This window comes from Sulfurimonas sp. HSL3-7, from assembly GCF_039645985.1.
Taxonomy (GTDB): domain Bacteria; phylum Campylobacterota; class Campylobacteria; order Campylobacterales; family Sulfurimonadaceae; genus Sulfonitrofixus; species Sulfonitrofixus jiaomeiensis.
Map to the genome: position 1 here is coordinate 581,590 of NZ_CP147919.1, position 26,993 is coordinate 608,582.

Consider the following 26,993-nt stretch of genomic DNA (forward strand, 5'->3'; position numbering starts at 1 on the left):
AGATGGCAAGCAATATAAATGAAATAGATATCAGTTCGTTAACCTTTGAGACCCTGGATAAGATACGCGGCTATATGAAGCGTATGATCGATGCAAAGGGGTCAGATCTTCACATCAAGGCCAATGCGGTTGTCCGTGCGCGTGTCAACGGTGAGATTCTTCCTCTTTCAGGCGAGATCCTCTCCAAAGATGATGCGCTGACCTTTGCCAAGGAGCTGCTGCGTACGCGTTTTGCCGAATTCGCAGAGAAAAAAGAGCTTGACCTTGTCTATCCTTATGATGACAACACCCGTTTCCGTGTCAATATCTTTTTTCAGATGGAGGGAGTTTCTGCTGTCTTTCGTGTGATCCCGGTGAAGATACTTTCGCTTGAAGAGTTGGCTCTGCCTGAGATCGTGAAAAAGTTTACCCTGCTTGAGCGCGGCCTGCTTCTGGTCACCGGGGTGACGGGTTCAGGGAAATCGACAACCCTGGCCGCGATGATCAATGAGATCAACTGGAAAAAGCGCAAGCATATCGTAACGGTAGAAGACCCGATCGAGTTTGTGCATAGAGACAGAAAGTGTATTGTCAACCAGCGCAGTGTCGGCCAGGATACCTACAGCTTTGCGAATGCGCTGCGTGCAGCACTTCGTGAAGACCCTGATATTATCCTTGTGGGTGAGATGCGTGACCGGGAGACGATCGAGACGGCGCTGCATGCAGCCGACTCGGGGCACCTGGTCTTCTCGACACTGCACACACTGGATGCCAAAGAGACGATCAACCGTATCGTCTCGAGTTTTCCGACGGAAGAACAGCCGCGTATTCGTCTTTCTCTGGCTTCGGTGCTTCAAGGGGTCATCTCGCAACGTCTTGTTCCGACAATTGATGAGAAACGGGTCGCCGCGCTTGAGGTTATGGTAAAGACACCGCGTATCGCACAGCTCATCCTGGAAAACCGTGATGTTGAGATCCGTGATGCTATTGAAGAGGGACGTGAGATATACGGCTCCCAAAGTTTTGATCAGCATCTTTTAGATCTTTGGAAACGCAAGGTTATCTCGACAGAGCAGGCCTTTGATTATGCAACCTCGCCTTCAGACCTCAAGCTTAAAATGCAGGGTATGGACGAAAAAGCGAAACCGGCGTCTGCAAACAGCGAAGCAGGTAAATCTGCTTTTGAAGAGGACGATATCTTTCAGATCAAACAGTAAAATTGCAGCTTAGGCAGCAGCTGCGCCGGAGTCCGCCTCTCGACGAAAAAGAGAGCCTGACGACTTATATTGACTTTCCTTTACTCCCTAAAACCAGGCTCTCCGCTTGGTGTAAATATGGAGATGTCATTTAGGTTCACATCCGGCACATTCTGCACCAAAATAAGTGAAACGTTCAGTTTACTGACATTTTTGTGAAAACAAGGATACCGATCACGAAGCGATGTTTCCTCGGAACAGGACACTTTTTGTGTTTAGGTTGGAACAAGATGAACCCCGTCATCACGCTTAACACCCATTTTAATCTATCTTTTACATCTTTTTCAGTATAATTCGGCCCAATTTATTAAAAGGACTAACTATGTTAGAAGGTATTATTAGAGAGAGTATCGGTAAACGTGGTACAAAAGCACTACGCCGTGATGGTTATCTAATTGCGAACATTTACGGAAAAGGGCTTGAGAATATCAATGCTGCATTCAAAGCGAATGACTTTATCCGTACGGTTCGTAATAAAGATACATTAGCATTCCCTATTAAAGTGGGTGGTAAAGAGATGAATGTTGTTGCACAGGCGTATGAGTCTCATGCAGTAACAGGAAACCTTCTTCATGTTGACCTTATGGTTGCACAACCGGGCGTTGTAACAAAATACTATGTACCAGTTGTACCAGTAGGTTCACCGGTAGGTCTTAAAAACAAGGGTATGCTATACGTTGCAAAAAAACGTGTTCCTGTTAAAGCAGCGATCGAAAACGTACCAAACGCACTAGAGATCAATGTTGCACCACTTGACCTTGGCGACTCTGTACTGATCCGTGACCTTGATGCTATCGAAAATGTTAAATTTACCGACAGCGATCGTGTTTCTGTACTAAGTATCATCAAAGCGAAATAATTTGCTTATCGTCGGACTTGGTAATCCCGGTTCGGCCTATGCCCAGACCCGCCATAATGTCGGGTTCATGGTCATCGATGAACTCCTCTCCCGTCACTCCCATGACTCTATCAAAAAAGCCGCATTCGAAGGCGAACTTTTCAAGATCAAAGACCATTTTTTACTTAAGCCCACCACTTTTATGAACCTTTCGGGCCGTTCTGTCGCGAGCGTAAAGAAGTTTTATAAAATTGATGATGTTGTAGTGATCCATGATGATCTAGATCTTCCTTTCGGTGCACTTCGCTTTAAGGTCGGAGGCGGCCACGGCGGCCACAACGGTCTGAAATCGACCGATGCTGCTATCGGCAAAGAGTACCTCCGCGTGCGTGTCGGAATAGGGCGGCCGGCGCATAAAGGCGAAGTGACCGGTTTTGTACTCGGCAAATACGATGAGGCGCAGCAAGAGCTGCTCAAGGCGCAGATCGCACAGACTGCAGATGCGATCGAGGCACTCTGGCAGGGCGGTTCATGGGAAGATGTCGCTTCGAAGTACTCCGTTAAAAAGGTGCCGAACAAAGCGAATGCGCCTATCGCTTAAGGTCACCACAGCGGTATGGCATCCTTTTTATCTAGATAGGGTAAAATTTGATATCACTTTGGTAAAGGAAGCCTCCCTTTGTTAGCCTTTCGTTATATCGCTTTCCATTACATCAAATACGTTATTATTATTTTAGCGGCGCTGTGCGCTTTTATGGTCGGTTTCGACTATATGGAAAATATCTCCAAACTGCCTGACTCAGCCAACCTTGTGGTGATCTACCTTGTCTACAAGCTTTTTTACGCTATCGATATGCTGCTGCCGCTCTCGCTGGTATTCGGCATGATCGCGACAAAGGTGCTGCTGATACGCTCTAATGCATTGGTGGCATTTTTCTCCATAGGTTACTCTAAAAACGACGTCCTGAAACCTTTTGTCGTTGTCTCTGTTTTTTTCATCTCCATCTACATCGCCTTTCACTCTACATCGGCCTTTGCCAGGGCGAATGAGTATGCAAGCAATATTGAAAACAGTGCCGGGTACATCCAGCCCACATCCAACCTATTTTTTACTTTCGAAAACAAATATGTTTTTTTCGGAAAGCTCTACCCGCTTCAGCAGCGTGCAACAGATGTGCGTGTGTTTCAGATGGACGAAGGGAATCTCAAAGAGCTTGTCGTTGCCACAAGTGCCTATTATAAAGATGAATATTGGCACGTGCCAAAAGGGCATTTGATGCGTAAACCGGATCATATCTCATTTGAGGGGGCCGGTATAACCATTGAAGAGAGAGAAGAACTGGCCCTTTTGAAAGGGTTCAAACCAAAGATACTGGATCAGGTCTATGAAGGTAAGGTCAATTACACGATTATGGATGCGATTGATGCCCTCTTCCTGCTGACGGATCAAAATGTCAATGTCGACCGGATCAAGAGTGCGCTTTACAAGACCTTTCTGAACCCCTTTTTCGTACCCAGTCTGATCATTATCATCTTCTTTTTTGTACCGGTATCGCAACGTTTTCTGAATGTGACCCTTTTCAGTTTCGGTGCGATCCTTGCCTCTTTGATGACCTGGTCTCTGCTTTTTATTTTGAGCGAACTTGCGTTTAACAAGGCAATCTCGAGCGAAGTCGGGATCGTCATGCCTATTCTTCTTCTCTTCATCGGCGCGATTTGGCAGTGGCACCGTCACTCGACGCCCGCAAAGAAAAAGAGAGTTTCTTAAGGGGTGCCCTTAAACAGATTTGTTTAGGAGGCAAAAGAGCTTTTCATAAGCACCGTTTCGCTAATATTTCATCAATTAAATGCCGGGATCAAGGAAGATAAACGATGAATTTTAAAGAGTTGGCAAACAAATATCAGACACCGCTGTATGTGTATGATCTTGATTATATGACAAAGCAGTATGAAGCCTTGAAAGGTGCCTTCAGGGGACGTAAGGCTCTGCTGGCTTATGCAGTGAAAGCGAATTCCAATCTAAGCGTGGTCCGTCATTTCGCCAAGCTCGGTGCAGGGGCTGACTGTGTCTCTATCGGTGAAGTCCGACGCGCTTTTCTGGCAGGTATCCCAAAGTACAAGATCATCTTTTCGGGTGTGGGCAAGGGCGATGATGAGATCCGTGAAGCGATCGAGCGCGATATCCTCTACATCAACCTTGAGAGCGACGGTGAGCTAGAACGTGTAGAGATGATCGCAAAAGAGCTGGGAGCGCAAGCCCGCATCAGTATTCGTGTCAATCCGAACATCGATCCAAAAACACACCCCTATATCTCGACCGGGCTGCATGCCAATAAATTCGGCGTCGACATCAACACGGCAAAGCGGATGTACATCCGTGCCAAGAACTCGCAGCACCTGGACCCGGTCGGTATCCACTCGCATATCGGCTCACAGCTGACCGAACTCGATCCTATCCGCGAAGCAAGCGAGATCGTCGCCGACCTGGTGCGTTCGCTGCAGGCTATCGATATAGATCTCAAGTTTTTTGATGTCGGCGGCGGTCTTGGTATCAAATACAAGGATGAGACGACGATCGATCCGTATGACTATGCCCAAGCCATTTTAGGCACCCTAACGGGCCTTGACATCACGGTCGTCGGCGAGCCGGGGCGCTATCTTACGGCCAATGCCGGTTACTTCCTGACCAAAGTGATGTATGAGAAGAAAAACGATGATAAACGTTTTGTGATCGTTGACGGGGCGATGAACGATCTTATACGCCCGAGCCTCTACAATGCCTACCACTATGTCGAAGCCGTTGATAAAGAGGGCGAGACGAGCAGGGCGGACATCGTCGGCCCGGTCTGCGAAAGCGGGGATTTCCTGGCCAAGGATTACGAGCTGCCGGCGCTTGAGCACGATGACCTGCTCGTCATCCACAGTGCCGGTGCCTACGGTTTCGGCATGGGAAGCAACTACAACACCCGCGGCCGTTCGGCCGAGGTGGCCGTCGAAGAAGGGCAGGACCGTCTGATCCGCCGTAGAGAGACCTTTGAAGATCTGATCGCTCTGGAAAAAGAGTTTTTGGACTGAGATGTTTTTCATTGATGTTCAGGGGACATTGATCGACGACGAAAAGCGTCTCCCCATCAATGGGGCACTCGATTTTATCGCACGTCTCAACCGCGAAAAGATCCCCTATATGATCATCACAAACAACACGAAACAGGGCTCCGAGGCATTCAGAAGCTATCTCAATTCGCTCGGTTTTGCCATTGACGAAGCACACTACCTCGACCCGCTGATGCTGCTCTCTTCGAAGATCGCAGAAGGTTCGCGTGTCGCGGCCTACGGTTCGGAACCTTTTTTAAACGAGCTGGTCAAATTGGGCTATCGCCTTGATTACACCGCACCGGAGTCGGTCGTCATCGGCATCAAGCAGCACTTTGACAGTGAAGAGTATGCGCAGATCATAGGGTTTCTTTTAGAGGGTTCAAAACTTGTGGGGATGCACCAGTCGACGTTGTACGCCAAAGAGAACAAGCGCTATCCCGGCGTCGGGGCGATCCTGAAAATGCTCAGTTTTGCAACGTCGGCAGACTATGAGGTCGTGGGAAAGCCGAGTGAACTTTTTTATTTGCGGGCGTTAGAGAAGCTGCAGATGCAAGAAAAAGAGGCAAGTTTTGATAAAATCACGATTATAAGCGATGATGTCAAAGGCGATCTTGTCGGGGCCAAGGTTCTGGGGATGAGAACGGTTTTTGTACTCAGCGGAAAGTACAAAAAGGCAGAAGAGATCATTCCGATGCTGGAGAGATCACAGCAGCCGGCGTTGATCTGCAGCGATATGATGGAAGTGGGAGAGAAAGTATGAAAACATTGGATGATTGTCGAAAAGAGATCGACCGAATAGACGAAGCGCTGCTCGACCTTTTGAACGAACGAATGCGCGTGGTCGAGCGTGTCGGCGAGATCAAACACGAGACAGGCGGGGCGATCTACCGGCCGGAACGCGAGAAAGCGATCATCGAACGTCTCAGCAAGATCTCGAAAGAGAGAGGCGGTATTCTAAACCAGGCTGCCATCGAAGCGCTCTACCTTGAAATATTCGCCGTATCAAGAAACCTTGAACTGCCGGAGCGCATCGCCTATCTCGGGCCGGAAGGCAGTTTTACCCACCAGGCGGCAGAATCGCGTTTCGGTGCGATGAGCGAGTACCTCTCTCTGGGCTCCATCCATTCGGTCTTTAAGACGCTTGAAGCCGGGCGCGCAAAGTTCGGTGTCGTCCCTATCGAGAACTCGCGAGACGGTGTGGTCGGCGAAACACTTGACCTGCTGGCAAAAAGTTCCGTCAAGATCGTTGCCGAGCTCTATATGCCGATCCATATGGCCTTTGCGACAAAGGCGGAGCACTTCAAGGATATAAAGCGCATCTACTCTAAAGACAAAGGGTTCGGTCAGTGCCGGGAGTTTTTACAGGAACATGAGCTGCTTCATATCGAACAGATCCCGGTCGAATCAACGGCAAAAGCGGCTATCCTTGCTTTTGAAGATCCGGAAGCTGCCGCGATCTGCAGCCATATCGCCGCCAAACTATACGGGGTGCCGACGATGTTCGAGAACATCGAGGATGTGCACGACAACACCACGCGCTTCTTTATTTTAAGCGATTTTAAAAATGCACCGAGCGGTGACGACAAGACTTCGCTCTTTGTACGCCTCAAGGATGCGGAGAAAGCGGGTGCTTTGGTCCACTTCCTGAGTGATTTCGATACGGCCAAGATCAATATGAGCAAGATCGAATCGCGTCCTGCCCACGATGAGAGCGGGTTCGCCTACTGGTTTTTTATGGATATCTACGGCCATATCGATGATCCGGCGATCCAAGAAGTACTGCAAGAACACAATGAAGAGATCACATGGCTTGGAAGCTATGTTAAAGGGGAGTTATGAAATTTAATCCGGTTTTAGACAATCTTGTAAGTTATGAGGCAGGCAAGCCGATCGAACTCGTTGTACGAGATTTCGGGATCGATCCTAAAGATGTCGTCAAATTGGCAAGCAATGAGAACCCGTACGGCTGCTCGCCGAAAGTACAGCAGGCCGTCGGTGATATCGTTTCCAAGATGGCCCTCTATCCGGACGATTCGATGTACAAGCTCAAAGCAGGGCTTTCCAAGCGTTTTAATGTGGATGAGAAAGAGATCATTATCGGTGCGGGCAGTGACCAGGTGATCGAGTTCGCCATCCATGCAAAAGCGAATGCGCAGAGCAAGATCCTGATCAACAGTATCACGTTCGCGATGTATGAGATCTATGCCCACCATATCGGTGCGGAAGTGATCCGAACCAAGTCCCGCGAACACGATATGGATGAGTTCTATGAACTCTATCTCGAGCACAAACCGTCGATCATCTTTTTGTGTGTACCGAACAATCCGACAGGAGAGAGTGTGGACGCCAAGGCGGTGAAGGAGTTTATCGCCAAAATAGACAAAGAGACGCTGGTGATCGTGGATGGGGCATATATGGAGTATACGCACTATAAAGATCCGAGTAAGGCGCTGATGCCCGATGAACTGGTCGCGTCATTCGAGAACGTCCTTTATCTTGGTACATTTTCCAAAGCGTACGGATTGGGAGGTATGCGTGTCGGCTACGGCATCGCTTCGCGCGATATCATTATGGCCCTGTATAAACTCAGGCCGCCGTTTAACGTTACCACCCTCTCTTTGGAAGCAGCCAGTGTAGCACTTGAAGACGAGGCTTTCGTCGAATTTTCGATTGCCAAAAACTTTGAGGAGATGGGTCGTTATGATGCCTTTGCCAAAAAGATGGGCATACAGACAATCGACAGTTATACAAACTTTGTCACACTCTGCCTGAACGATGATCAAGATTCTACGGAGCTTGCTGATGTACTGCTGCGTCAGGGGATGATTGTCCGCAACCTGAAGGGGTACGGTCTGAATGCCATCCGTGTCACCATCGGTACCCCTGCCCAAAACGACCGTTTCTTCGAGCTGACGGAGCCCCTTCTCTCGTAACACCCCCTATCCCGGCCGCAAAAAATGCTTTGCGGCCAGCTCAGGTGGCGCTGACCCTTTCTGCTTGGTTCTTTTTCAGGCACAGAGATAAAAAAGAACTTATATTTGCTGAACAAGGGGCAGCGCAAGAGTTACAAGAGAAATTCTTTGATAGTATGTCGTCAAAAGCATACGGCGGGTTCAGAGAGAAAATGGCGTCAGCCCATTTCCCGAAACAGACAAAACGCAGAAATGCTATTAAAAAATATTATCTCTTAGCGGAACAACCAGGAGATGATGATAGAATTCACGTGATTAAAACGTGAGCAAAAATAGGATATATATGGATATTTCTTCATATTCACTCGATGAATTACAGAAACTTTGCGGTGATATTCGTGAACGTATCTTAGAGGTGGTAAGTGTCAATGGCGGCCACCTGAGTTCGACGTTGGGCGCTACCGAACTTATTGTTGCGATGCACAAGGTCTTTGATTCCAAAAAAGACCCCTTTATCTTCGACGTCTCCCATCAGGCATATGCGCATAAACTGATTACAGACCGCTGGGAAGCGTTCGCTACGCTGCGCCAGTTCGGCGGACTGAGCGGCTATACCAAACCCTCGGAATCCGAAGATGATTTTTTCGTTGCGGGCCACAGTTCAACCTCTATTTCACTCGGCGTCGGGGCCGCCAAGGCAATCACCCTCAAAGGCGAGCAGAAGAGCCGTATTCCTGTCGCGATGATCGGTGACGGTTCGATCACGGCCGGGATGGCGTTTGAGGCGCTCAATGAGCTGGGCGACCGCAAATACCCGATGGTGATCATCCTCAACGACAACGAGATGAGTATCGCCAAGCCGATCGGGGCACTTTCACGTATGCTCACCTCGACGATGGCGAGCCCTTTCTACCAGAAGTTCAAAAAACGAACGGAATCTTTTGTCGACAATTTCGGCGACGGGGCGCACTATCTGGCCAAGCGGTTTGAAGAGTCCTTCAAGCTGATCACCCCGGGTATCCTGTTTGAAGAGCTGGGGATAGAATATATCGGTCCGGTGGACGGGCATGACCTTAAGACGCTGATCGATACTTTCGAGATGGCTAAAGCGATGGGCAAACCGGTTATCATCCACGCGCAGACAGTCAAAGGCAAAGGGTACAAAATCGCCGAAGGGCAGCACGAGAAATGGCACGGTGTCGGCCCTTTCGACCGTGAGAGCGGTTCCAGCGCCCCAAAAAACGGTCCAAAGGCGGCAACGCAGATCTATACCGAAGCGATGCTCGCCCTCTGTGAAAAAAACCGGAAGGTGGTCGGTGTTACGGCGGCAATGCCGGGGGGTACGGGTCTTACGGCCCTGATCGAGAAATACCCCGATCGTTTCTGGGACGCGGCGATCGCCGAACAGCATGCCGTCACGTCAATGGGTGCCCTGGCGCACGAAGGGTTCAAGCCCTTCTGCACCATCTACTCGACCTTTATGCAGCGCGGTTACGACCAGGTGATCCACGATGTCTGTCTGATGGACCTGCCGGTTGTCTTTGCAATGGACAGAGCCGGGACGGTCGGCGAAGACGGAGAGACCCATCAGGGCGCCTTCGATGTCAGCTTCATGCGGGCTATCCCGAACATGCGTCTCTGTGCCCCGAGGGATGAACTTTCATTCCATCACGCCATCGATTTCGCGAGCACGTACGCCCACCCGCTCTCTCTCCGTTATCCGAGAGGGGCGTTTTTAGAAGCCGATCTGCCGGAGTCGCTTCCGTTTGAAGAGGGCAAGTCGCAACTGCTGATTGAGAGTGAAGGCGATGTTCTTTTCATCGGCTACGGCAACGGGGTCGGCCGGGCCGCACAGACAAGGGCCTTGATGGGAAGCGATGCAGCACTGCTTGATCTCCGTTTTGTCAAACCGCTTGACGGAACGATGTTGAAAACTCTGGCGAAAAAACACAAAAAGTGGTTCGTCTTCAGCGACAGCGCCAAGATGGGCGGCGTCGGTTCCGCCATCCTGGAGTTTCTCTCTGAAGCGAAGATCGGCGGCATCGACATAACAAGTTTTGAATATGAGGATGCCTTCATCACCCACGGCAACACCAAGCTTGTGGAAGAGTCGCTTGGACTGAGCCCTCAAAAACTGGCAGAGAGAGTCAGGGCTGCTTTAGCATAAGCACGCCGGCAATACGCCCGGTCTTCTGATTGTCGGCCCTGTACGAGAAAAAAGTATCGTTTTCGCAGGCGTTGCATATACTCAGATCTTCGATGTTTTCATGCCTAATGCCGAGATCTTGCAGTTGTCTGTGGATAATGGCATTGACTTCGAGATAGTAGCGACCTTGCCGCTCAACGACGGCAAAGCCGAATCCCTCTTCTGTCACCTCTTTGGCTATCTTTTCACCTACCTCATAACAGCAATTTTGAATGGATGGCCCAAGAACAACACGAATATCTTCGCGTTTACAACCGAAATGTTGCTGCATCTTTCTGATCGTTTTGGGCACGATGGCTTTGATTGCACCTGCCCGTCCGGCATGGGCAACGGCGATGACGTTTTCTACAGGATCGAAAAGCAGCACCGGCGTGCAGTCGGCAGTCATCACCATAAGCGGGATATCGGGCTCATTGGTGATAAGCGCGTCACATTCTGGCGGATGTTCAAACCCGTGCAGCGTGGTGTCGACAATAAGGACCTTGTCGGAGTGGATCTGGCGCATATGGACCAGCTTTTTTAGTTCGTAGCCCAGTGATCGGGCCAGGCTCCGCTGGTTGTTGATGACATCTTCTGGCTTGTCGCCCACATGGAAAGCGAGGTTGTTGCTGCTGTAGGGAGGCTTTGAGACGCCGCCATGACGGGTGGTAAAGGTGTGGATGATCTGCGGGAAGTGTTGTAAAAGTCGGCTGCTTGGTTTTTGCATGCTTTGATTATACAGCAGGCTGTGTTTAATTACTCTCATTGCTTTGACAGTGAACCGCAACGTTTTATAAATTTGAGCGTTATATCATAGTAGAATATTTAAAAGGGATGGATGTCCCACTAAAGGATGGTCATGAGATTTGCAATAGTATCGGTCGTGTTTATGACATATTTGAGCGTTTACGCCAATGCTATCGATTTTAAAGAGGGGAATTGGCGCATCGAGATGAAGACAGAGATCGTCGGAATGCCGATGCAGATGCCGGTCATGACCTTTGAGCAGTGCCTTAAGAAAGAGGCGATGGTCCCTGCGCAGAAGAGTCAGGACGGTTCAGAGTGCAAGATCGTTGAACAGCATGTCAAGGGTAATACGGTCACGTGGGCAGTAGAGTGCCCCGAGTCGAAAGGCAGCGGAACCATAACCTATAAAAATACAAGTTTTAACGGCAGAGTAGATCTGGAGATGCGGGGTCAAAACGGAGGGATGAAAATGACGAATATTATGAAAGGCAGCTATATAGGACCTTGCGACAAACAGTAGCAACGTAAAGGACGGTTCTAAAGAAGCTTTTTGTGTAGGGACAGGATAGATGCGCTTGTCTAAATGCCCGTTGTACGTTAAAAACAGAGACGCGACTGCGGGGTATACTGATCTCATCTCTTTTGAGGCGGGACACGCGACAAATGTAACGTTTAACCTAACTTTTTAAACTAGAGTTTACATACTAAGTCCCCTCCCAAGAAACTCTGCTAAAATATGGCACTATCACGATTCAAGGAGCGATGTTGCACCCACTTCACACGATGCCGGTGACCTTGACAGGCAGTGATCCCGAAGTAAAACGCGAAAAGATCAGAGAGTATTTTCACAAGACCTGTGACCTATTTGAGGATCTGTTCAGTGTCTTCAAAGATGAGGGCGTCTTTTACGAACAGCCTGAGCCGACACGCCACCCGCTGATCTTCTATTTCGGCCATACCGCCGTCTTTTTTGTCAACAAATTCATGGTCGCCAAGATAATCGATAAGCGCATCAATCCGGAGTTCGAGTCGATGTTCGCCATCGGTGTGGACGAGATGGTCTGGGACGACATGGAACGCGCGCACTATCGCTGGCCCGATGTCTCCGATGCCAGAACCTACCGAAATGAGGTACGCCATCTCGTCGACAGCCTGATCACGACCCTTCCTCTGCAGCTTCCTATTACACAGGAGAGCCCGTGGTGGATCATACTGATGGGGATTGAACATGAACGTATCCATATTGAGACCTCAAGTGTTTTGCACCGCCAGCTACCGATCGAGAAGGTCAAATCCGTAGTCAACTTCCCGATCTGTCCCGAGAGCGGTCCGGCACCGAAGAACGAGATGATCGCGATCGAAGGGGCCACGCTGCGCCTGGGCAAAGAGAAAGAGCACCCGCTTTACGGCTGGGATAACGAGTACGGGGTGAAAGAAGAGCATGTCAAACCTTTCAAAGCGGCAAAATACCTCTGTTCAAACGGGGAGTACATGGCCTTCGTTGAGGAGGGGGGTTATCGTGATGAAACGTACTGGGATGAAGAGGGGCAAATGTTTTTAGCGACCACATCCGCCGAACATCCGCCGTTCTGGGTGAAAAGAGAGGACGGCAGTTTCGGTTACAGAGCGATGACAGAGATCATCGATATGCCGCTCAACTGGCCGGTCGATGTCAACGCCCTGGAGGCAAAAGCCTACTGCCGGTGGAAGAGTGAAAAAGAGAAGAGGAACTATCGTCTTTTGAGCGAAGCGGAGTGGTACCTTCTGCATGAGAGGGCCGGTATCTCTGACGTGCCGGACTTCGATGATGCCGGGGCCAATATAAACCTGGCCCACTACGCCTCTTCCTGCCCGGTCGACCGTTTCGCATTCGGTGATATGTACGATCTTGTGGGCAATGTCTGGCAGTGGACGGCGAGCCCGATCTATGGTTTCAAAGGCTTTGAACCGCATTACGCCTATGACGACTTTTCAATGCCGACTTTTGACGGCAAACACAACCTCATAAAGGGCGGCTCCTGGATCAGCAGCGGCAACGAGATGATGAAACACTCGCGGTATGCGTTCAGGCGCCATTTCTACCAGCACGCCGGATTCAGAGTGATAGAAGGAGAAGAGATGAGTATAGAAGAGAATATCTACGAGAGTGATGCTCTGGTGTCACAGTACTGCAATTTTCAGTACGGCGACGAACATTTCGGTGTGCCGAATTTCGCCGTCAAGTGCGCCGAGTTTGCCTTGGAATATGCCAAGGAGACGCCGATGAAAAATGCGCTCGACCTCGGCTGTGCGACGGGACGTGCCAGTTTTGAGCTGGCGCGCGGTTTCGACAGCGTGACGGGGATCGACTTCTCGGCCCGTTTCGTGCAGGTGGGGCTTGACCTCAAAAACAACGGCGAGATCCACTACCAAAGGGTGGTCGAAGGCGATGTCATCACGCAGGAGAGCCGTACGATCGATGAACTTGGCTACCGTGAGATCGCCGAGAACGTCGAGTTCTGGCAGGGTGATGCCTGTAACCTAAGAGCCCATTTCAGCGGATATGACCTGATCATGGCAACGAATCTTATCGACCGCCTTTACGAGCCGCTGCTCTTTTTGGAGGAGGTTCATAAGCGTCTCGATGACGGGGGCTATCTTATTTTGACCTCACCGTATACCTGGCTGGAAGAGTACACCAAAAAAGAGTACTGGCTGGGCGGATACTATGACGATGAGGGCAAGATCGTGACCACTCTCGATGGTCTGAAAAAGGTCCTGTTGCCGAATTTCGAACTGGTCGCAACACACGATGTTCCTTTTGTGATCCCGGAGACAGCTCGCAAGTTTCAGCATACCATTTCGCAGATGAGTGTGTGGAAAAAACGATGAGCTTTGACTTTGACCGGGTCGTCGACAGAACCGTAGGCAATGCGGAAAAATACGCGTTGCGGCAAAAACTTTTCGGCACGGAAGATCTTCTTCCGATGTGGGTAGCCGATATGGACATCGAAACACCGCCCTGCATCGTCGAGGCGGTCCAGAAACGTGCGGCCCACCCGATCTACGGTTATGAGGAGGTGCCGCAAAGCGCCTTTGATGCGCAAATAGCCTGGATGAAAAAACGTCACGGCCTCTCGATTCAACGCGAATGGATGTTCTATTCGCACTCCGTCGTCACGACGATCAATACCGCGATCCATGCCTTTACGAAACCGGGTGAGAAGGTGGTTGTTCAGACGCCGATCTACCCGCCGTTTATGCATACGGTCACGCAAAACGGGCGTCATATTTTGCGCAACCCCTTGAAACGCAGTGAGAAGGGCGACTATACTTTTGACTTTGACGACCTGCGTTCAAAGATCGATGCCGACACCAAACTCCTGCTCTTGTGCTCACCGCATAATCCGGTAGGACGGGTCTGGTCGCGCGAAGAGCTGCAGGCGTTGGCGGATATCTGCCTTGAGCATGATATCAAGGTTGTGGCCGACGAGATCCATTCCGATCTGGTCTATGCACCGCATCGACATACCCCTTTTTCATCGTTAAGCGAGGCGGCCGCCAATATCACGGTGACGGCGATCGGTCCGGGCAAGACCTTTAATGTGGCGGGTCTTGCCATCTCGACAGTCGTGGTGCAAAACGAAGCGATGCGCGAACGCTTTTCCACTGCGTACGAGCGTATCCATTTTGCACAGGGCAATGTTTTTGCCCATGCGGGATTCGAGGCGGCCTACAGCCAGGGCGAGGCCTGGTTGGAAGCGCTGCTGGTCCATCTGCAAAAAAACAGTGCCAAACTCGAGGCGCTGTGCCGTCGACACAGTGAAAAGATCCGTTTTGTTCCGCCGCAAGGGACCTATCTGGCGTGGCTGGACTGTTCGGGTATGGATCTCGGCAACAGGGAACTTCGGCGCTTTTTTATTGAAGAGGCGGCGTTGGGACTGAGTCCCGGAACCTCATTCGGCAAAGAGGGGAGCGGTTATATGCGGCTGAACTTTGCTGTGCCGTCTTCTGTGATGGATGATGCCATCGCGCAACTGGATCTGGCATTGAGCAATTTCGGTGAGTACGGGTTGTAAGGCTATGCGGAAAGTGATGATCCTCAGTGGGGCGGGTCTGAGCGCAGAGAGCGACATCAGCACCTTTCGCGACAGTGACGGGCTGTGGGAGAGGTATGACGTGATGGAGGTCTGCTCTACGCAGGGGTGGCAGCAAAACAGAAAACTGGTGACCGACTTCTACAACGCCCGCCGCAGGGAGCTTGCGAAGAAAGAGCCCAACGCTGCCCACTTCGCCCTGGCGGAGCTGGAGAGAAAATATCCGGGCCGGGTCTGGAACCTGACGCAGAACGTCGATGACATGCTGGAGAGGGCGGGATGCAAAGAGGTGATCCATCTGCACGGCACCCTGCGCGACCTTCGCTGCGAGTCGTGCCACCGGCTCTTCGATATCGGCTACCGTGCCCAGAAAGAGGAGGAACGCTGTCCCTACTGCGGTTCTGCGGATGTGCGCCACAACGTCGTGATGTTTGGCGAGAGTGCTCCGGAGTACCGTCACATCTATGAAGCGGTGGACGATTGCGGTCTTTTTGTTGCCATCGGGACCAGCGGGCGGGTGATCGACATTGCCTCCTTGGCCGGGGAATTTTACCACTCCATTCTGGTCAATCCAAAACGCGAAGAACACATCACGGCTTATGGAAATTTTGATAAGATGATAGATGCGTATTTCGAGCACTTTCTCCAGGAGAGGGCGACGGCAGCGGCGGCGGAAATGACCGCGATGATTGAGGAGTATTTAGATGAAGAATAGACTTCGGGCGGCACTCTGGGGTGCCTTTTACGGTGATGCCTACGCTCTGGGGGGGCACTGGCTCTACGACACCCACCAGATCAGTCAATCGGAGTTTGACACCAAGCAGTTCAACGACCCGCTGACGGATTACCATGTCGGCAAGGCGGCCGGCGATTTCACCCATTACGGCGATCAGATGTTTTGGCTGCTTGAGGCCCTGGCGACGGACGAAACGTTTAACATGCACGACTTTGCCAGCACATGGAAGGCGAAGATGAAAGTGTACGGAGGCTATGTCGACAAAGCCTCAAAAGAGACGATGGCAGCGCTTGAGACCGGGAAAAGTTCGCTTGCCTGCGGTTCCAACTCGCGTGATCTGAGCGTGGTCGGACGGATGATGCCGCTGATCTATGCCTATCATAACGATATGGAAAAGATGATGGAGTGTGTCAAGCTGCACACCATTTTCACGCATATGACAAGGGAAGTCGTGGAGAGTGCCGCGTATTTCAACGAACTCATCATGGCGGTCAGCCTGGGTGCCGAGATCGGCCGTGCGATCGAAGAGATCGCACTGGCCTACTCCGATCAGGTGCAGCACTGGGTCGATCTGGGGGTCGAAATGGCGGAGAAGGAGAGTACCGAAGCCATCAAAACACTCGGACAGTCGTGCAGTGTCGAGGGCGGTTTTGCGGCCGTCATCTACCTGCTGATGCGTTTCAGCGATTTTCAGGAGGCGATGGAGGCCAATGTCCTCGCCGGCGGCGATTCGGCGGCCCGCGGTATGATCGTCGGCGCGGTGCTTGGCGCTTACGGCGGCATGGAGGTGATTCCCTTCAACTACAATGCGATGAGCGAGGCCGATACGATTGCCAAATATATAGAGATGATTGATGCCAAAGACGCTTGAGAAGATTGAAGCCTTTCTTGCCAAACATCATCTTCTCTCCCTTGCTACTGTTGCAGGAAACTGTCCGCAGTCAGCGAGTCTTTTTTATGCGTACGACGTTGAAAATGTAGGGTTTGTTGTTGCATCCGACAGGAAAACGGAGCATATCCGAAATGTTCTGGTCAATGATAAGGTTTCCGGTACGGTGGCCTTGGAAACGGATATTGTAGGTAAAATAGAGGGGATCCAGTTCAAGGGTATCATGCGTGCCATCAGCCAGGAAGAGGGGAGCCTCTATTTTAAAAAGTTCCCTTATGCCCGGGTGATGAAGCCGCAGTTATGGCAGATTGAACTGGCGGAGATAAAATTGACGGACAACCGCCTGGGTTTTGGTAAAAAGCTCTATTGGCAAAGGGCCGATTCTAGAGAGTTAGAGTAAAATATGGGCCGCTTTTTTTACAGATTTGACCAGCTGTCAGATGTGTAGAAAGAGACAAATTATGAAGGAAGTAATGTGGAAAAAGTCTTAGAGATGTTGCTGTTGCAACAAGAGCTGAATGATGCGACCAACGGCGAAGGATGGGAGGCTGGCAAGACAAAGAACGGCAAGATCATCAATTGGAAACGCTGTATCTATATGGAGTGTTGCGAGATAGTGGACTCTTTTGCCTGGAAACACTGGAAAGCGATCAACCAGGAGCCGGACTGGGCAAACCTGCAGATAGAAGTGGTTGATGTATGGCACTTCATCATGAGCCTGGGACTCGAAGACTATTCACAGAACTTCCGCGGGACCATCGAGGACCTGGCAATGACTGTATCCCAGATGCCGGGTTATAAAGCTTTGGAAGAAAACGGCGAACTGCTGTTTGCCGAACCGCATGTCATTATGGAAAAAGTCGAAGATATCATCTGCAATGCGGTTGACCGCAAAGGTTTTGACAGTGCCAAGCTCTTCGAAGACTTTTTCGAGCTCACTTTGATGTGCAAACTCAACCTTCAAGACCTTTACCGCCTCTATGTCGGCAAGAACGTCCTCAACCAGTTCCGTCAGGATCACGGCTATAAAGAGGGGACCTACATCAAGGTCTGGAACGGCAAAGAGGACAATGTTGTTATGCAGGAACTCTGGGAAGAGAATGACGCCTTGACGCCAAAAGTACTCTACGGTACCCTGCAAAAGGCGTATGCTACGGTTGCATAGCTGCTTCTTTACAACTGACGAGTTGGGAAAGTGCCAAGCGCTAAAAGAGTGATTGAGATGTAAAGCTTAGGCTTTTTGCAATTCGGAAAGATTTTCTTCATTGATATTTTGGAAAAAGAATCAGATTTACTCGATGAAGGCCAAAAATGAACAGAGCAAAAAAAAATAAAAGTCCAGGCAGTTTCACTTTGACCTTTCTTTTTTCCGTCAGTTTTTTCTTTGTGGAAGCAAAAGAATAAAGCACTAAAGTGCAATGCAGGGTGACACAAAACAAGGGTACCGTTGCAGAAGGGATGCTTCTCTGAAAATGTCACATCGTAAAAAGTGACAGGTTCGCTATCAAAAGATATGCAAAAAAAGTATAAAAAAATTGATTGTTTAAAGGGGAGTGAGAGAGTTGCCTCTCTCCAGAGGGATTGAGACTTAGTCTCTGTTTCTGTCGCGGTTACCACGGTAGCCGCCGCCACCGCTGTTGCGATCACGGTTACCGCGGTAGCCGCCGCCGCTGCGGCCGCGATTTCCACGGTAGCCACCGCTACCGCCACGGTTACTGCCGTGACTGCGCTCAAGGTTGGCCAGGATCTTCTCAAGACGTTCACGGTTGATACCGATCTCGTTCGGCCCTTTGACTTCCTGACGGTCCATGATCATAGAGATAAGCTTGTAGATGATCTGCTCATCATCGATGTCCTCGCGAAGTGCATCAAGGATCTGGTGCGCTTCGTCAAAGACTTTATGTTTCTCGATCGACTCGACGATAGAAGAGAAGTTGGCTTTTTTGATCGATGATTTTGATGGGACATACGCGTGTTCCATTGTCGTACCGACTTTTGTTTTGATGCGCTGAAGCTCTTTGAACTCACGCGGGGTAAGCAGTGTGATTGCCATACCTTTCTGACCGGCACGGCCTGTACGGCCGATACGGTGGACATAAGACTCGGAGTCAAACGGGATATGGTAGTTGAAAACGTGGCTGACATCATCAATATGGATACCGCGGGCAGCAACATCGGTTGCTACAAGGATGTCATATTGACCTGTTTTCAGACCTTTGATGACAGCCTCACGCTGACGCTGTTCCATGTCGCCGTGAAGACCTTTGGCACTGTACCCGACACCCATAAGGACTTCAGCAACACGATCGACCTCTTTTTTGGTACGACAGAAGACAACACATTTGGTTGTCTCTTCCGCATCAAGAAGACGGATAATGGCATCATCACGCTCATTTTCGTCAATAACATAGTACTTCTGCTCAATATCAACGTTTGTTGTCTCAGAACGCGTGATCGTGATGAACTCAGGGTTGACCAGAATACGCTCTGCAAGTTTCTTGATCGGAGGCGGCATAGTCGCCGAGAAAAGAAGTGTCTGACGGTCACTTGGAAGGTATGAGAAGATCTCATTGATGTCGTCAAGGAAGCCCATGTCAAGCATCTCGTCCGCTTCGTCCAGAATAACAGTCGATGGGGCGAAGTCTTTCAACATGTCACGGGCGAGGATATCTTTAAGACGGCCCGGTGTCGCGATGACGACCTGTGCGCCGCGCTCGATCAGACCGATCTGACGGCCGTAAGAGCTGCCGCCGTAGACGGTTACGGTACGAATACCCAGCTGCTTGCCGTATTTGAAAAGCTCGTCACTTACCTGGTTGGCAAGTTCGCGTGTCGGTGTGATGATCAGTGCTTCGACACCGTTGTTACCGTTCATGTTGTTAAGGACCGGAAGACCAAAGGCAGCTGTTTTACCTGTACCTGTCTGTGCCTGTGCTACAACATCACGGCCACTCAAAACAATTGGGATCGCCATTTTTTGGATAGGACTCGGTGTTTTGAAACCGGCATAACCGATCGCACGCAGAATCTCTTTTTTAAGGCCGAACTGCTCGAACGTCTCGTCTACGGGCAGGGTCTCTGCGATTGTTTTTTCTGTTGTTTCGTTACTCATTGTATCTCTTTGTATAGGACACCTTTACAAACTATTTTTTACCAAATATGATAAATTAAATCGTCGGGGAAAATAGCTTGAAGAGGCGTCCAATTGATTTTTAAACTCTGACCATATGGATAGCTCTAAATTCTTGTCGAAAAGAAGATTAAAAGTTTAAGTTGCGGAATTATAGCGAAATTATTGTTATTATAAGAGGATTTGCTATATTTAATGACAATCTTCTGTGTGATTGCTATAATATAGGACATACTTAAGGACTTTTATGCCAGCTCTGTTTTTATATGTATCACTCACAATTCTTACTGTTTCCGTCGCTGTTTTTCTGACTCTTTATCTCCGAAGCTATCTTAGAACCAAGGCGCTGGAACTTCTTTTACAAGAGAGAGATGAGCGTGTATCGGCTCTGGAAAACGACCTCAATGGACGAACGGCAGAACAAAAAGCACTGCAGGTCCAGCTGCAGGCGCTTGCCGATGAGAAAAACACGCTTGAACGCGACTATGCGATCCTGCATACCCGCTTTGATGATGCAACGTCAGCCCACAATGAGAAGATCAAGCTTTTGGATGAGGCCAAGGAGACGCTCAAGCAGCAGTTCAACCACTTGGCGAACGAGATCTTTGAGAACAAGACAAAACGCTTTGAAGAGAGTTCGCAGGAGCGGCTGCAACTGCTTTTGAAACCTTTCAGAGAGCAGATCAGCCATTTCTCCAAACAGACAGAGGAACGTTTTGTCAAAGAGAACTCCGAACGCGCCGTTTTGCACAAAGAGCTTTCGCGTCTGCGCGAGCTGAATGAACAGATCACCCAGGATGCGCAGAACCTCACCAGTGCGCTCAAGGGGGAGAACAAGACCCAGGGCAACTGGGGCGAGATCGTTCTGGAACGTATCCTCGAAGAGTCCGGTCTTCGCAAAGGTTTCGAGTATGTGACGCAGGGGAGTTTCAAAGATGGCGGCGGCAAAACGATGCGTCCCGATGTCATCGTGCACCTGCCGCAAAATAAAGATATTGTCATCGATTCGAAGGTGTCTCTGGTGGCCTATGAGCGGTTTATGAGTGCCGAAACGCCTCAAGAGAGGGAACATGCACTCAAACAGCACCTGAACTCCATCAATGCGCATATCAAAGGGCTGAGCGAAAAGCGGTATGAAAAGCTCGACGGGGTCAGGACACTGGACTTCATACTGCTTTTTATGCCCATCGAGGGGGCCTTTCTTTTAGCCCTTGAACAGGACAGTACGTTTTTCAGCCGTGCCTATGAGGCGAACATTATGATTGTCAGCCCTTCGACCCTGCTGGTGACGCTCAGGACGATAGAACATATATGGCGTACGGAGCGTCAGGAGCAGAACGCCCAGGAGATCGCAAGACAGGCCGAAGCGCTTTACGACAAGTTTGCCGCCTTTGTTGAAGATCTGACCAAAATAGGCGATCAGATCGCCAAGACAAATGAGAGCTACGAGAAAGCGCTCAACAAGCTCAGTACCGGCAAAGGCAATCTTCTTCGCCGTGTGGAGTCGATAAAACAGCTTGGCCTCAAACCGAAGAAGAAGCTGCAGCTGGTAGGAGACGGGGATGAATCTTAAGGCTTTTCGCGAGCGGTGGACGCTGCGTCTGATTATTATTACCCCGCTGGCCTCTTTGGCCATCTTGACGGTGGTCATCACCTCGTTTTACATCGAAAAACTCAGTTACTATTTTAAAGAGAACGCCGAGCGCTATCTGAACGAGTATGTCGCCGGCGAACAGCGTCAGGGTGAAGCCCTGGTCAAAGATATCAGCATCCTTGCAAACGACAATTTCGAGCATTTGGAAGAGAGCGTCAAAAAAGAGCTGGACGACCGATTGGCACTGGCGCATAAGACGGCACTCTTTATCTATAACAAATATCAGGGCAGACTCTCCGACGAAGCGATCAAAGAGCGTATAATCGATGCTTTGAGCAGTATGCAGTGGTACGGTAAGAAAAACTATGTCTGGATCACCGACTATGAAGGCAACAATATCCTCTCCGGCAGCCAAGAGTTGAAGATGCAAAACCTGCTGGCCCATACCGATGCCGACGGCAGGGCGATTATCCTTGAAGAGATACAGATCGCACGGAAGTACGGGGAGGGGTACCTCAAAACCCGTTTCACCGAAGGTTCGTCGCTGCAGATGATCAAAGTGATTGATTTTAAACATTTTAACTGGTTCTTCGGCAGCGGCATCCATCTTGATCATGCGATGGAAGAGAAAAAAACGGAACTTCTCCACCTGCTCCAAACGGCACCGAAGGGGAGAGCGGGTTATATCGCACTTTTTGAGGATAAACAGCCGGTCTACATCTCAGAAAAAGATGAAAAAGAGCTCTCTTCAGCCCTTCTGGTGAAGATGCAGCAGCGTCTGAAAGAGGAGAACGGCTGGGTTGAACTGCCGCAGGAGAATGCCCTTATCTATGTCCACTATTTCAAACCGTTTGACTGGCATATTGTCTATGGGTTCAGAAAGGCTTTTTTCAACGCTGTTCTACAAGATCAGCAGGTCAAAATGAATAAAGAGGTCGAGGAGGAGATCCGGTTTATTACCTATGCTTCGGTCTTTATTGCGCTGCTGGTCGGGATCTTGACTTTTATCGTTTCACGGCACATTATCGCGATCATCCGCAACTATAAGACGGAACTCGAAAGCCGTGAACTGCAGCTGCGTGAACTTAATGCCTCATTGCAGGAACGGGTCAGAGAGGAGGTCCATGCCCACAGGGAAAAAGAGAAGATGTTGATCCAGCAGTCGAAGATGGCGGCAATGGGCGATATGATCTCGATGATCGCCCATCAGTGGCGCCAGCCGCTCAACCAGATCTCCTATGTTCTGATGAATATCGAAGCGGCCTACGAATACAAAGAGCTGACACCGCAGTATATGGATGATAAGGTCAAAGAGGGGACAAAAATCCTCGAGTACATGTCGCATACGATCGATGATTTTAAAAACTTTTTCAAACCCGACAAAGAGCGCACCGAAGAGCAGATCAGCGAAATAGTGGACCATACCATCGGATTGATCAAAAAAAGTCTTGAATCGCAGAAGATCGCGTTGGAGATTAAGGTGAGAAAGGATACCTCTTTACTGGTTTACCGCAATGAACTGATGCAGGTACTGCTGAATATACTGACCAATGCGAAAGATGCTCTTTCCGAGAGCTGTCCGAGCGAACCGAAGATAGAGATATTGGTCGATGCAGATGAACGAGCGGTCTGCATCGAGATATGTGATAACGGCGGCGGCATCGATCAAACCGTAATGGATAAGATATTTGAGCCCTATTTCTCGACGAAAGGGGCAAAAAGCGGAACAGGTCTGGGACTCTATATGTCAAAGACGATTGTTGAGGAACATCTTAACGGAAAGATCAGGGTCTATAATACTGATATAGGGGTCTGTTTTGAACTTAGACTCAACAAGCCGACAAATGTTTAGCGATGTACTATGCTGTATGAGGGATCTGACACTCTAGTCATGTTGTCAGCGGATTCCGGATAAATCCGGGCTGGGGAAGCTATTTACATTGTGTGCATTTTCCGGTTAAAAGGTGTGGTCAATACTCTTTACAGGCTGTCGTCGATCACAGAGCGGTCTGAAAATTCCTCTTCGTTCTGTTCGTAGCGTTCGCCGAACCGAAAAAGCAGGTAAAACCGCGCCGTAAGACCTTTGTTCGTCCCGCCGTAGACACTGTAATGCGTCTCCTCTTCTATCGTAGTGCCGTCATAGTCGCGGTATCTCTCTCCTCCGAAAAGAAGGGAGCCGTGGTAACCAAGATCGGCCGCCAACGCGACGGTGCGTCCAAGCATGACATTGACGCCCGTCGCTGCGGCAAGACCGATGCCGTAGCTGTTCTGTCTTCTGATGTTTGAGGAGCTTGACATATGTTCGAACTGGACATTGATGCGGGGCCCGACCCAGAATCGGACATATCTCGCATGGTAGACGCTGAAGGCGAAGGTGTTGACAATGTTGTATTTATGTTTGGAAAAACGCTCCGAATAGAGTCGGTTGCTCGATTCAAGTTTGCTCAGGGTGTACTCGAAGTTCAAACGGTAGCTGAAATCTCTGTTTTGGCCGATGTTGGAGTCGAAGACGAACCCAAGCCCCGCACTCGGTTCATAATGATAGGTGGCATCGCTGAGGTTGACATTGCTGTAGTTGAGGCGTTCGGTCTCTGTAATGGTGACGGGTACGCTGACACCCATTCCCGCCGCTTTTAGAAGTATCGGAGTGAACAGCAAAAATGAGAACAGCACTCTATTGAACGGTTCTATTGCAGATGCCCTGGAGAGATTCATATGGAAGTTCCTGTTATATTTGTAGGCGTATTATAGCTGTTTTCAGCATACTTGTATTGCAGTCAAATCACCATAGAAGAGTTAGACGACGTTTTAAGGAGAAGTGCCGGTGAGAACCGGAAAGCGGCCTGAGAGCCACTCTTTTTGTCAAAGGCTGCTGTCGACAGCGGATTGAGGTGCAGGTCGATCGAAGGTCTCGCCGAAACGGAAGAGGACGTAGAAACGGGCAGTCAAACCGTTCACGCTACCGTCGTAAGTGTCGTCATCTAGGTCATTTTCCCAAGCCCCCGCGACATAGGCGAAACGGTAGTCAAGATCGGCGCCGAGCGATACGACAGGGCCGAGGTTGACATTGACACCGACCGCCGGCGCGATACCCAGTTCAAAAGCCGCTTCGGTATAATCATAAGGATCATCGGTACGCCAGTTCCATGCGATGTTGACTCTCGGACCTACCCAGAGTCTGACTACTTTGGTGCGCAGCACACCGAATCCAAAGGTATTAACGATGTTAAATCGGGCAAAATCTTCTTCATAGCGGCTGTCGGTCGTATCTATCTTCGCATTCATATATTCCAGACCCAGGCGGTAGTTGAAGAGCCTGTCCTTGCCTATATTGCTGTCAAAAGCGACACCAAAACCTGCAGATGGGCTATAGTCTGTATCGACATCACCGTTAGAGTCGTTGGTTACAGAAGAGCTGTTGGCGACACTGATCGGAACATAGACACCCATGCCTGCCGCACTTGCAACCATCGGTGCTGCCAGTAAAAACGACAGTGCCAGTTTTTTACATATATTCATTTTTAATTCCTTTAGTTGAAATTAATTATATTTTACTCTTTTTATTAATAGGACATAATTAAAGATTTTCGCTTTGCATCATACTCTTCTGTGGTGATCAGCCCCTCTTCGTGGAGTCTCTTGATCTTGAGGAGTTTGGTGCGGAGCTCCTCTTCCTCTCCGGCCGGTTTACTTTCAGCTTTTTGCTCTGCGGCAGGGTGTGTCTGTGTGGCAAAGTTACCTGATTTAAGATTGCGGACAATGTTCGTCTGCAGCGCTTTGATCAGTCTGTTGTAGGTCGGGTGGATGGTTTTGCCGTCGTAACGCATTCGTTTTGAGTCGGCGTAGTTGATCGTATAAAAGGTCGGGGCATAGTTGATCGTGATCTTGGCCATATAGTCGGACTTTTCATAACGAGCCGTCAACCGTCCCTCGCCCTCGGGCGTGACTTGCCACTGCAGTTCCCGTGCAGCGTTGATAATGGCGGACTTCATCTGCTCGCTGTTTACCTTCAGTGTTCTGACAGGCTGATTGATGTTCAAAATGGCATCGGCATGAAGTCCGACGGTGAAGAGGGTGAGCAGCAGTAACGACACAAGAAAGATTCGTTTCATTTCCAGTTCCTTCCGGTTTTTGTATGGGAGTGTATTGAATTTACACTTATGGATCGGGTATAACGCAGTAGCCAGTTTAAATGGGCAAGCATACATGAAAAAGGTTGTTAGGCCTCATGGATATTGAGTTTGTACCCTACGCCGGAAATGTTTTTAATGGTCCCTTCCGGGACTTTTTTGCGCAAACCTCTTACAAGTGAACGGATGGCGTCCTGACTCATCCCTTCATAGGGCCAGATGGCATCTTCGATCTCCTGGTAGGTGAGCGTACGGTTATGGTGGTGGGCAAGCAGGTCCATAAAGAGGATCTCGTTTTTGGTCAGCTTGATCTGTTCATCATCGCACTCTATAAACTGAGAGTAGGCGTTATAGCTGCAGGATTCCGAGAGTGCAAGGGAGAACTTGCTTATATCCCGGATCTTCTCTACTGATTGGCTCAGTGCATCCAGCAGCTTCTCTTTGGTAATCGGCTTGACCAGGTATTTGACAAGATTAAGCTCGACCGCATTCATCAGATAGTCTGTATCGGTGTAGGCCGTTGCGATGATGATCTGGACATCCTGATCTTTTGAGCGTATATACCGTGTCATATCAAGACCGTTTAGCTTCGGCATGTTGATATCGGTGATGATGATGTCGGGCTTTTTGTCACGCCAGATGGCAATGGCCTCTTTGCCGTCTTTGGCCTCCAGTACCTCTTTTGCGATGCGATTGAGATATTCGACTGCATTCCGTCGGACATCTTCTTCGTCTTCGACATAGAGAATCCTGAGGTCCTTGAGCAACTTCTTTTGCATGATTGACCTAGTAATATTGATTGAAATTATTATATCATTCATCTATGAAAAAAAATAACCAAAAACAGCTGATGACACAATTCATCTATGAAAAGTCCTGGACAAAGATCTCGGATGAAGAGGCGATCCGTCTTATCGACGATGAAATGGAGATGGGTGATGCCAAAGGCACGCTCGCCTATATCAAAGAGGCGGGGGCAAACGGCAAGGTCATCACGGTCGGTGAATGCCGCTTTAAAATGGAGAGTGCGTCATAAACAGAGCTTTTATCCGATATGCCTTGATCGGCATTGTGACGTTCGGCCTTCTTTTTTTCCTCTTTCGTTACCGTCTGCACTTTGTCGTACTGTGGGCGTACCTTTTCAGTGTCAACATCGTGGGCTTCAGTATGTATGCCCTCGATAAACTGGCAGCAAAGGGATCATGGCTGCGGGTGCCCGAAAGCCTGCTTCAGCTTTTGGCACTTTTGGGTGCGACACCCGCGGCTGTTGCTGCGCAGCAGCTTTTTTGGCACAAGACGACAAAACGCAGTTTTCAGGTGCTGTTCTGGCTGATTGTTTTGCTTCAGATAATTGTGATCTATTTGGCGATTTTTACGGACCTTTTGCAAAGTATCTTTTAGATCTGCCCCTACAAAAATATGACC

The 26,993-nt window shown here is 49.6% G+C and carries 28 protein-coding genes; 21 read left to right on the forward strand and 7 right to left on the reverse strand.

Annotated features, from left to right (window positions below; translation table 11 throughout):
• Positions 1 to 2 precede the first annotated feature (2 nt).
• From WCY20_RS02975 to dxs, 10 genes are all read left to right on the forward strand, one after another.
• Entirely contained in the window at positions 3 to 1,196 is a 1,194-nt protein-coding gene (locus tag WCY20_RS02975) for a PilT/PilU family type 4a pilus ATPase (protein WP_345976857.1), read from the forward strand.
• A 361-nt stretch (positions 1,197 to 1,557) separates the two neighbouring features.
• Entirely contained in the window at positions 1,558 to 2,094 is a 537-nt protein-coding gene (locus WCY20_RS02980; protein WP_345976858.1) for a 50S ribosomal protein L25/general stress protein Ctc, read from the forward strand.
• 1 nt (position 2,095) lies between these two features.
• Positions 2,096 to 2,674: an aminoacyl-tRNA hydrolase gene (gene pth, locus WCY20_RS02985; RefSeq protein ID WP_345976859.1), complete on the forward strand. Its 579-nt coding sequence runs from the start codon at positions 2,096 to 2,098 to the stop codon at positions 2,672 to 2,674.
• Positions 2,675 to 2,752: 78 nt separating this feature from the next.
• Positions 2,753 to 3,841 (forward strand): LptF/LptG family permease, encoded by a 1,089-nt coding sequence (locus WCY20_RS02990; protein ID WP_345976861.1) that lies wholly within the window; start codon positions 2,753 to 2,755, stop codon positions 3,839 to 3,841.
• 104 nt (positions 3,842 to 3,945) lie between these two features.
• Positions 3,946 to 5,148 carry a diaminopimelate decarboxylase gene (gene lysA / locus WCY20_RS02995; RefSeq protein WP_345976863.1) on the forward strand — a complete coding sequence of 401 codons (1,203 nt, stop codon included), beginning with the start codon at positions 3,946 to 3,948 and terminating at the stop codon, positions 5,146 to 5,148.
• Position 5,149: 1 nt separating this feature from the next.
• Positions 5,150 to 5,929, forward strand: a complete 780-nt coding sequence (locus WCY20_RS03000) for an HAD-IIA family hydrolase (protein WP_345976865.1) — start codon at positions 5,150 to 5,152, stop codon at positions 5,927 to 5,929.
• Positions 5,926 to 7,008, forward strand: coding sequence for a prephenate dehydratase (gene pheA, locus WCY20_RS03005; protein WP_345976867.1), 1,083 nt, complete (start codon positions 5,926 to 5,928; stop codon positions 7,006 to 7,008). Before WCY20_RS03000 ends, pheA begins: the two co-directional genes overlap by 4 nt.
• A complete protein-coding gene (hisC, locus tag WCY20_RS03010) occupies positions 7,005 to 8,102 on the forward strand; it encodes a histidinol-phosphate transaminase (RefSeq protein WP_345976868.1) in 1,098 nt (365 codons plus the stop codon). Before pheA ends, hisC begins: the two co-directional genes overlap by 4 nt.
• A gap of 44 nt (positions 8,103 to 8,146) precedes the next feature.
• Positions 8,147 to 8,407: a FliG C-terminal domain-containing protein gene (locus tag WCY20_RS03015; protein WP_345976869.1), complete on the forward strand. Its 261-nt coding sequence runs from the start codon at positions 8,147 to 8,149 to the stop codon at positions 8,405 to 8,407.
• Positions 8,408 to 8,424: 17 nt separating this feature from the next.
• Positions 8,425 to 10,248: a 1-deoxy-D-xylulose-5-phosphate synthase gene (dxs, locus tag WCY20_RS03020; RefSeq protein ID WP_345976871.1), complete on the forward strand. Its 1,824-nt coding sequence runs from the start codon at positions 8,425 to 8,427 to the stop codon at positions 10,246 to 10,248.
• Here dxs and pgeF read toward each other — a convergent pair.
• A complete protein-coding gene (pgeF, locus tag WCY20_RS03025) occupies positions 10,229 to 10,993 on the reverse strand; it encodes a peptidoglycan editing factor PgeF (protein WP_345976873.1) in 765 nt (254 codons plus the stop codon). The two genes, dxs and pgeF, sit on opposite strands and share 20 nt — an antisense overlap.
• A gap of 132 nt (positions 10,994 to 11,125) precedes the next feature.
• On the opposite strand from pgeF, the gene WCY20_RS03030 reads away from it, so the two are divergent.
• From WCY20_RS03030 to WCY20_RS03060, 7 genes are all read left to right on the forward strand, one after another.
• Positions 11,126 to 11,533 carry a DUF3617 family protein gene (locus WCY20_RS03030; RefSeq protein WP_345976875.1) on the forward strand — a complete coding sequence of 136 codons (408 nt, stop codon included), beginning with the start codon at positions 11,126 to 11,128 and terminating at the stop codon, positions 11,531 to 11,533.
• 242 nt (positions 11,534 to 11,775) lie between these two features.
• A complete protein-coding gene (gene ovoA / locus WCY20_RS03035) occupies positions 11,776 to 13,884 on the forward strand; it encodes a 5-histidylcysteine sulfoxide synthase (protein WP_345976877.1) in 2,109 nt (702 codons plus the stop codon).
• Positions 13,881 to 15,071, forward strand: coding sequence for a pyridoxal phosphate-dependent aminotransferase (locus tag WCY20_RS03040; protein WP_345976878.1), 1,191 nt, complete (start codon positions 13,881 to 13,883; stop codon positions 15,069 to 15,071). Before ovoA ends, WCY20_RS03040 begins: the two co-directional genes overlap by 4 nt.
• 16 nt (positions 15,072 to 15,087) lie before the next feature.
• Positions 15,088 to 15,804, forward strand: a complete 717-nt coding sequence (locus WCY20_RS03045; RefSeq protein WP_345978210.1) for a Sir2 family NAD-dependent protein deacetylase — start codon at positions 15,088 to 15,090, stop codon at positions 15,802 to 15,804.
• A complete protein-coding gene (locus WCY20_RS03050) occupies positions 15,794 to 16,696 on the forward strand; it encodes an ADP-ribosylglycohydrolase family protein (protein ID WP_345976879.1) in 903 nt (300 codons plus the stop codon). The genes WCY20_RS03045 and WCY20_RS03050 overlap by 11 nt, the downstream gene beginning before the upstream one ends.
• Positions 16,680 to 17,114: a pyridoxamine 5'-phosphate oxidase family protein gene (locus WCY20_RS03055; protein ID WP_345976881.1), complete on the forward strand. Its 435-nt coding sequence runs from the start codon at positions 16,680 to 16,682 to the stop codon at positions 17,112 to 17,114. The genes WCY20_RS03050 and WCY20_RS03055 overlap by 17 nt, the downstream gene beginning before the upstream one ends.
• Before the next feature lie 75 nt (positions 17,115 to 17,189).
• Complete coding sequence (locus tag WCY20_RS03060; RefSeq protein WP_345976883.1) at positions 17,190 to 17,879, forward strand: dUTP diphosphatase; 690 nt, start codon at positions 17,190 to 17,192, stop codon at positions 17,877 to 17,879.
• A gap of 8 nt (positions 17,880 to 17,887) precedes the next feature.
• Here WCY20_RS03060 and WCY20_RS03065 read toward each other — a convergent pair whose 3' ends face one another.
• Both WCY20_RS03065 and WCY20_RS03070 read right to left on the reverse strand, forming a co-directional pair.
• Positions 17,888 to 18,361: a hypothetical protein gene (locus WCY20_RS03065; RefSeq protein WP_345976885.1), complete on the reverse strand. Its 474-nt coding sequence runs from the start codon at positions 18,359 to 18,361 to the stop codon at positions 17,888 to 17,890.
• Entirely contained in the window at positions 18,303 to 19,826 is a 1,524-nt protein-coding gene (locus tag WCY20_RS03070; RefSeq protein WP_345976886.1) for a DEAD/DEAH box helicase, read from the reverse strand. Before WCY20_RS03070 ends, WCY20_RS03065 begins: the two co-directional genes overlap by 59 nt.
• Before the next feature lie 265 nt (positions 19,827 to 20,091).
• Here WCY20_RS03070 and rmuC point away from each other — a divergent pair, with 265 nt between their 5' ends.
• Both rmuC and WCY20_RS03080 read left to right on the forward strand, forming a co-directional pair.
• Positions 20,092 to 21,417 (forward strand): DNA recombination protein RmuC, encoded by a 1,326-nt coding sequence (rmuC, locus tag WCY20_RS03075; protein ID WP_345976887.1) that lies wholly within the window; start codon positions 20,092 to 20,094, stop codon positions 21,415 to 21,417.
• A complete protein-coding gene (locus tag WCY20_RS03080) occupies positions 21,407 to 23,290 on the forward strand; it encodes a cache domain-containing protein (RefSeq protein WP_345976888.1) in 1,884 nt (627 codons plus the stop codon). Before rmuC ends, WCY20_RS03080 begins: the two co-directional genes overlap by 11 nt.
• 128 nt (positions 23,291 to 23,418) lie before the next feature.
• Here WCY20_RS03080 and WCY20_RS03085 read toward each other — a convergent pair whose 3' ends face one another.
• The 4 genes from WCY20_RS03085 to WCY20_RS03100 form a co-directional block, all read right to left on the reverse strand.
• On the reverse strand, positions 23,419 to 24,153 hold the full coding sequence (locus WCY20_RS03085) for a hypothetical protein (RefSeq protein WP_345976890.1): 735 nt from the start codon (positions 24,151 to 24,153) through the stop codon (positions 23,419 to 23,421).
• Between the two features lie 147 nt (positions 24,154 to 24,300).
• Positions 24,301 to 24,957 (reverse strand): hypothetical protein, encoded by a 657-nt coding sequence (locus tag WCY20_RS03090; RefSeq protein ID WP_345976892.1) that lies wholly within the window; start codon positions 24,955 to 24,957, stop codon positions 24,301 to 24,303.
• Between the two features lie 44 nt (positions 24,958 to 25,001).
• A complete protein-coding gene (locus WCY20_RS03095) occupies positions 25,002 to 25,550 on the reverse strand; it encodes a hypothetical protein (protein ID WP_345976893.1) in 549 nt (182 codons plus the stop codon).
• Positions 25,551 to 25,657: 107 nt separating this feature from the next.
• Positions 25,658 to 26,347: a response regulator gene (locus WCY20_RS03100; RefSeq protein ID WP_345976895.1), complete on the reverse strand. Its 690-nt coding sequence runs from the start codon at positions 26,345 to 26,347 to the stop codon at positions 25,658 to 25,660.
• Between the two features lie 44 nt (positions 26,348 to 26,391).
• Between WCY20_RS03100 and WCY20_RS03105 the strand changes: the two genes are divergently transcribed.
• Both WCY20_RS03105 and WCY20_RS03110 read left to right on the forward strand, forming a co-directional pair.
• Positions 26,392 to 26,604, forward strand: coding sequence for a hypothetical protein (locus WCY20_RS03105; protein ID WP_345976897.1), 213 nt, complete (start codon positions 26,392 to 26,394; stop codon positions 26,602 to 26,604).
• Between the two features lie 23 nt (positions 26,605 to 26,627).
• Positions 26,628 to 26,969 carry a DUF1294 domain-containing protein gene (locus WCY20_RS03110; RefSeq protein WP_345976898.1) on the forward strand — a complete coding sequence of 114 codons (342 nt, stop codon included), beginning with the start codon at positions 26,628 to 26,630 and terminating at the stop codon, positions 26,967 to 26,969.
• Positions 26,970 to 26,993 lie beyond the last annotated feature (24 nt).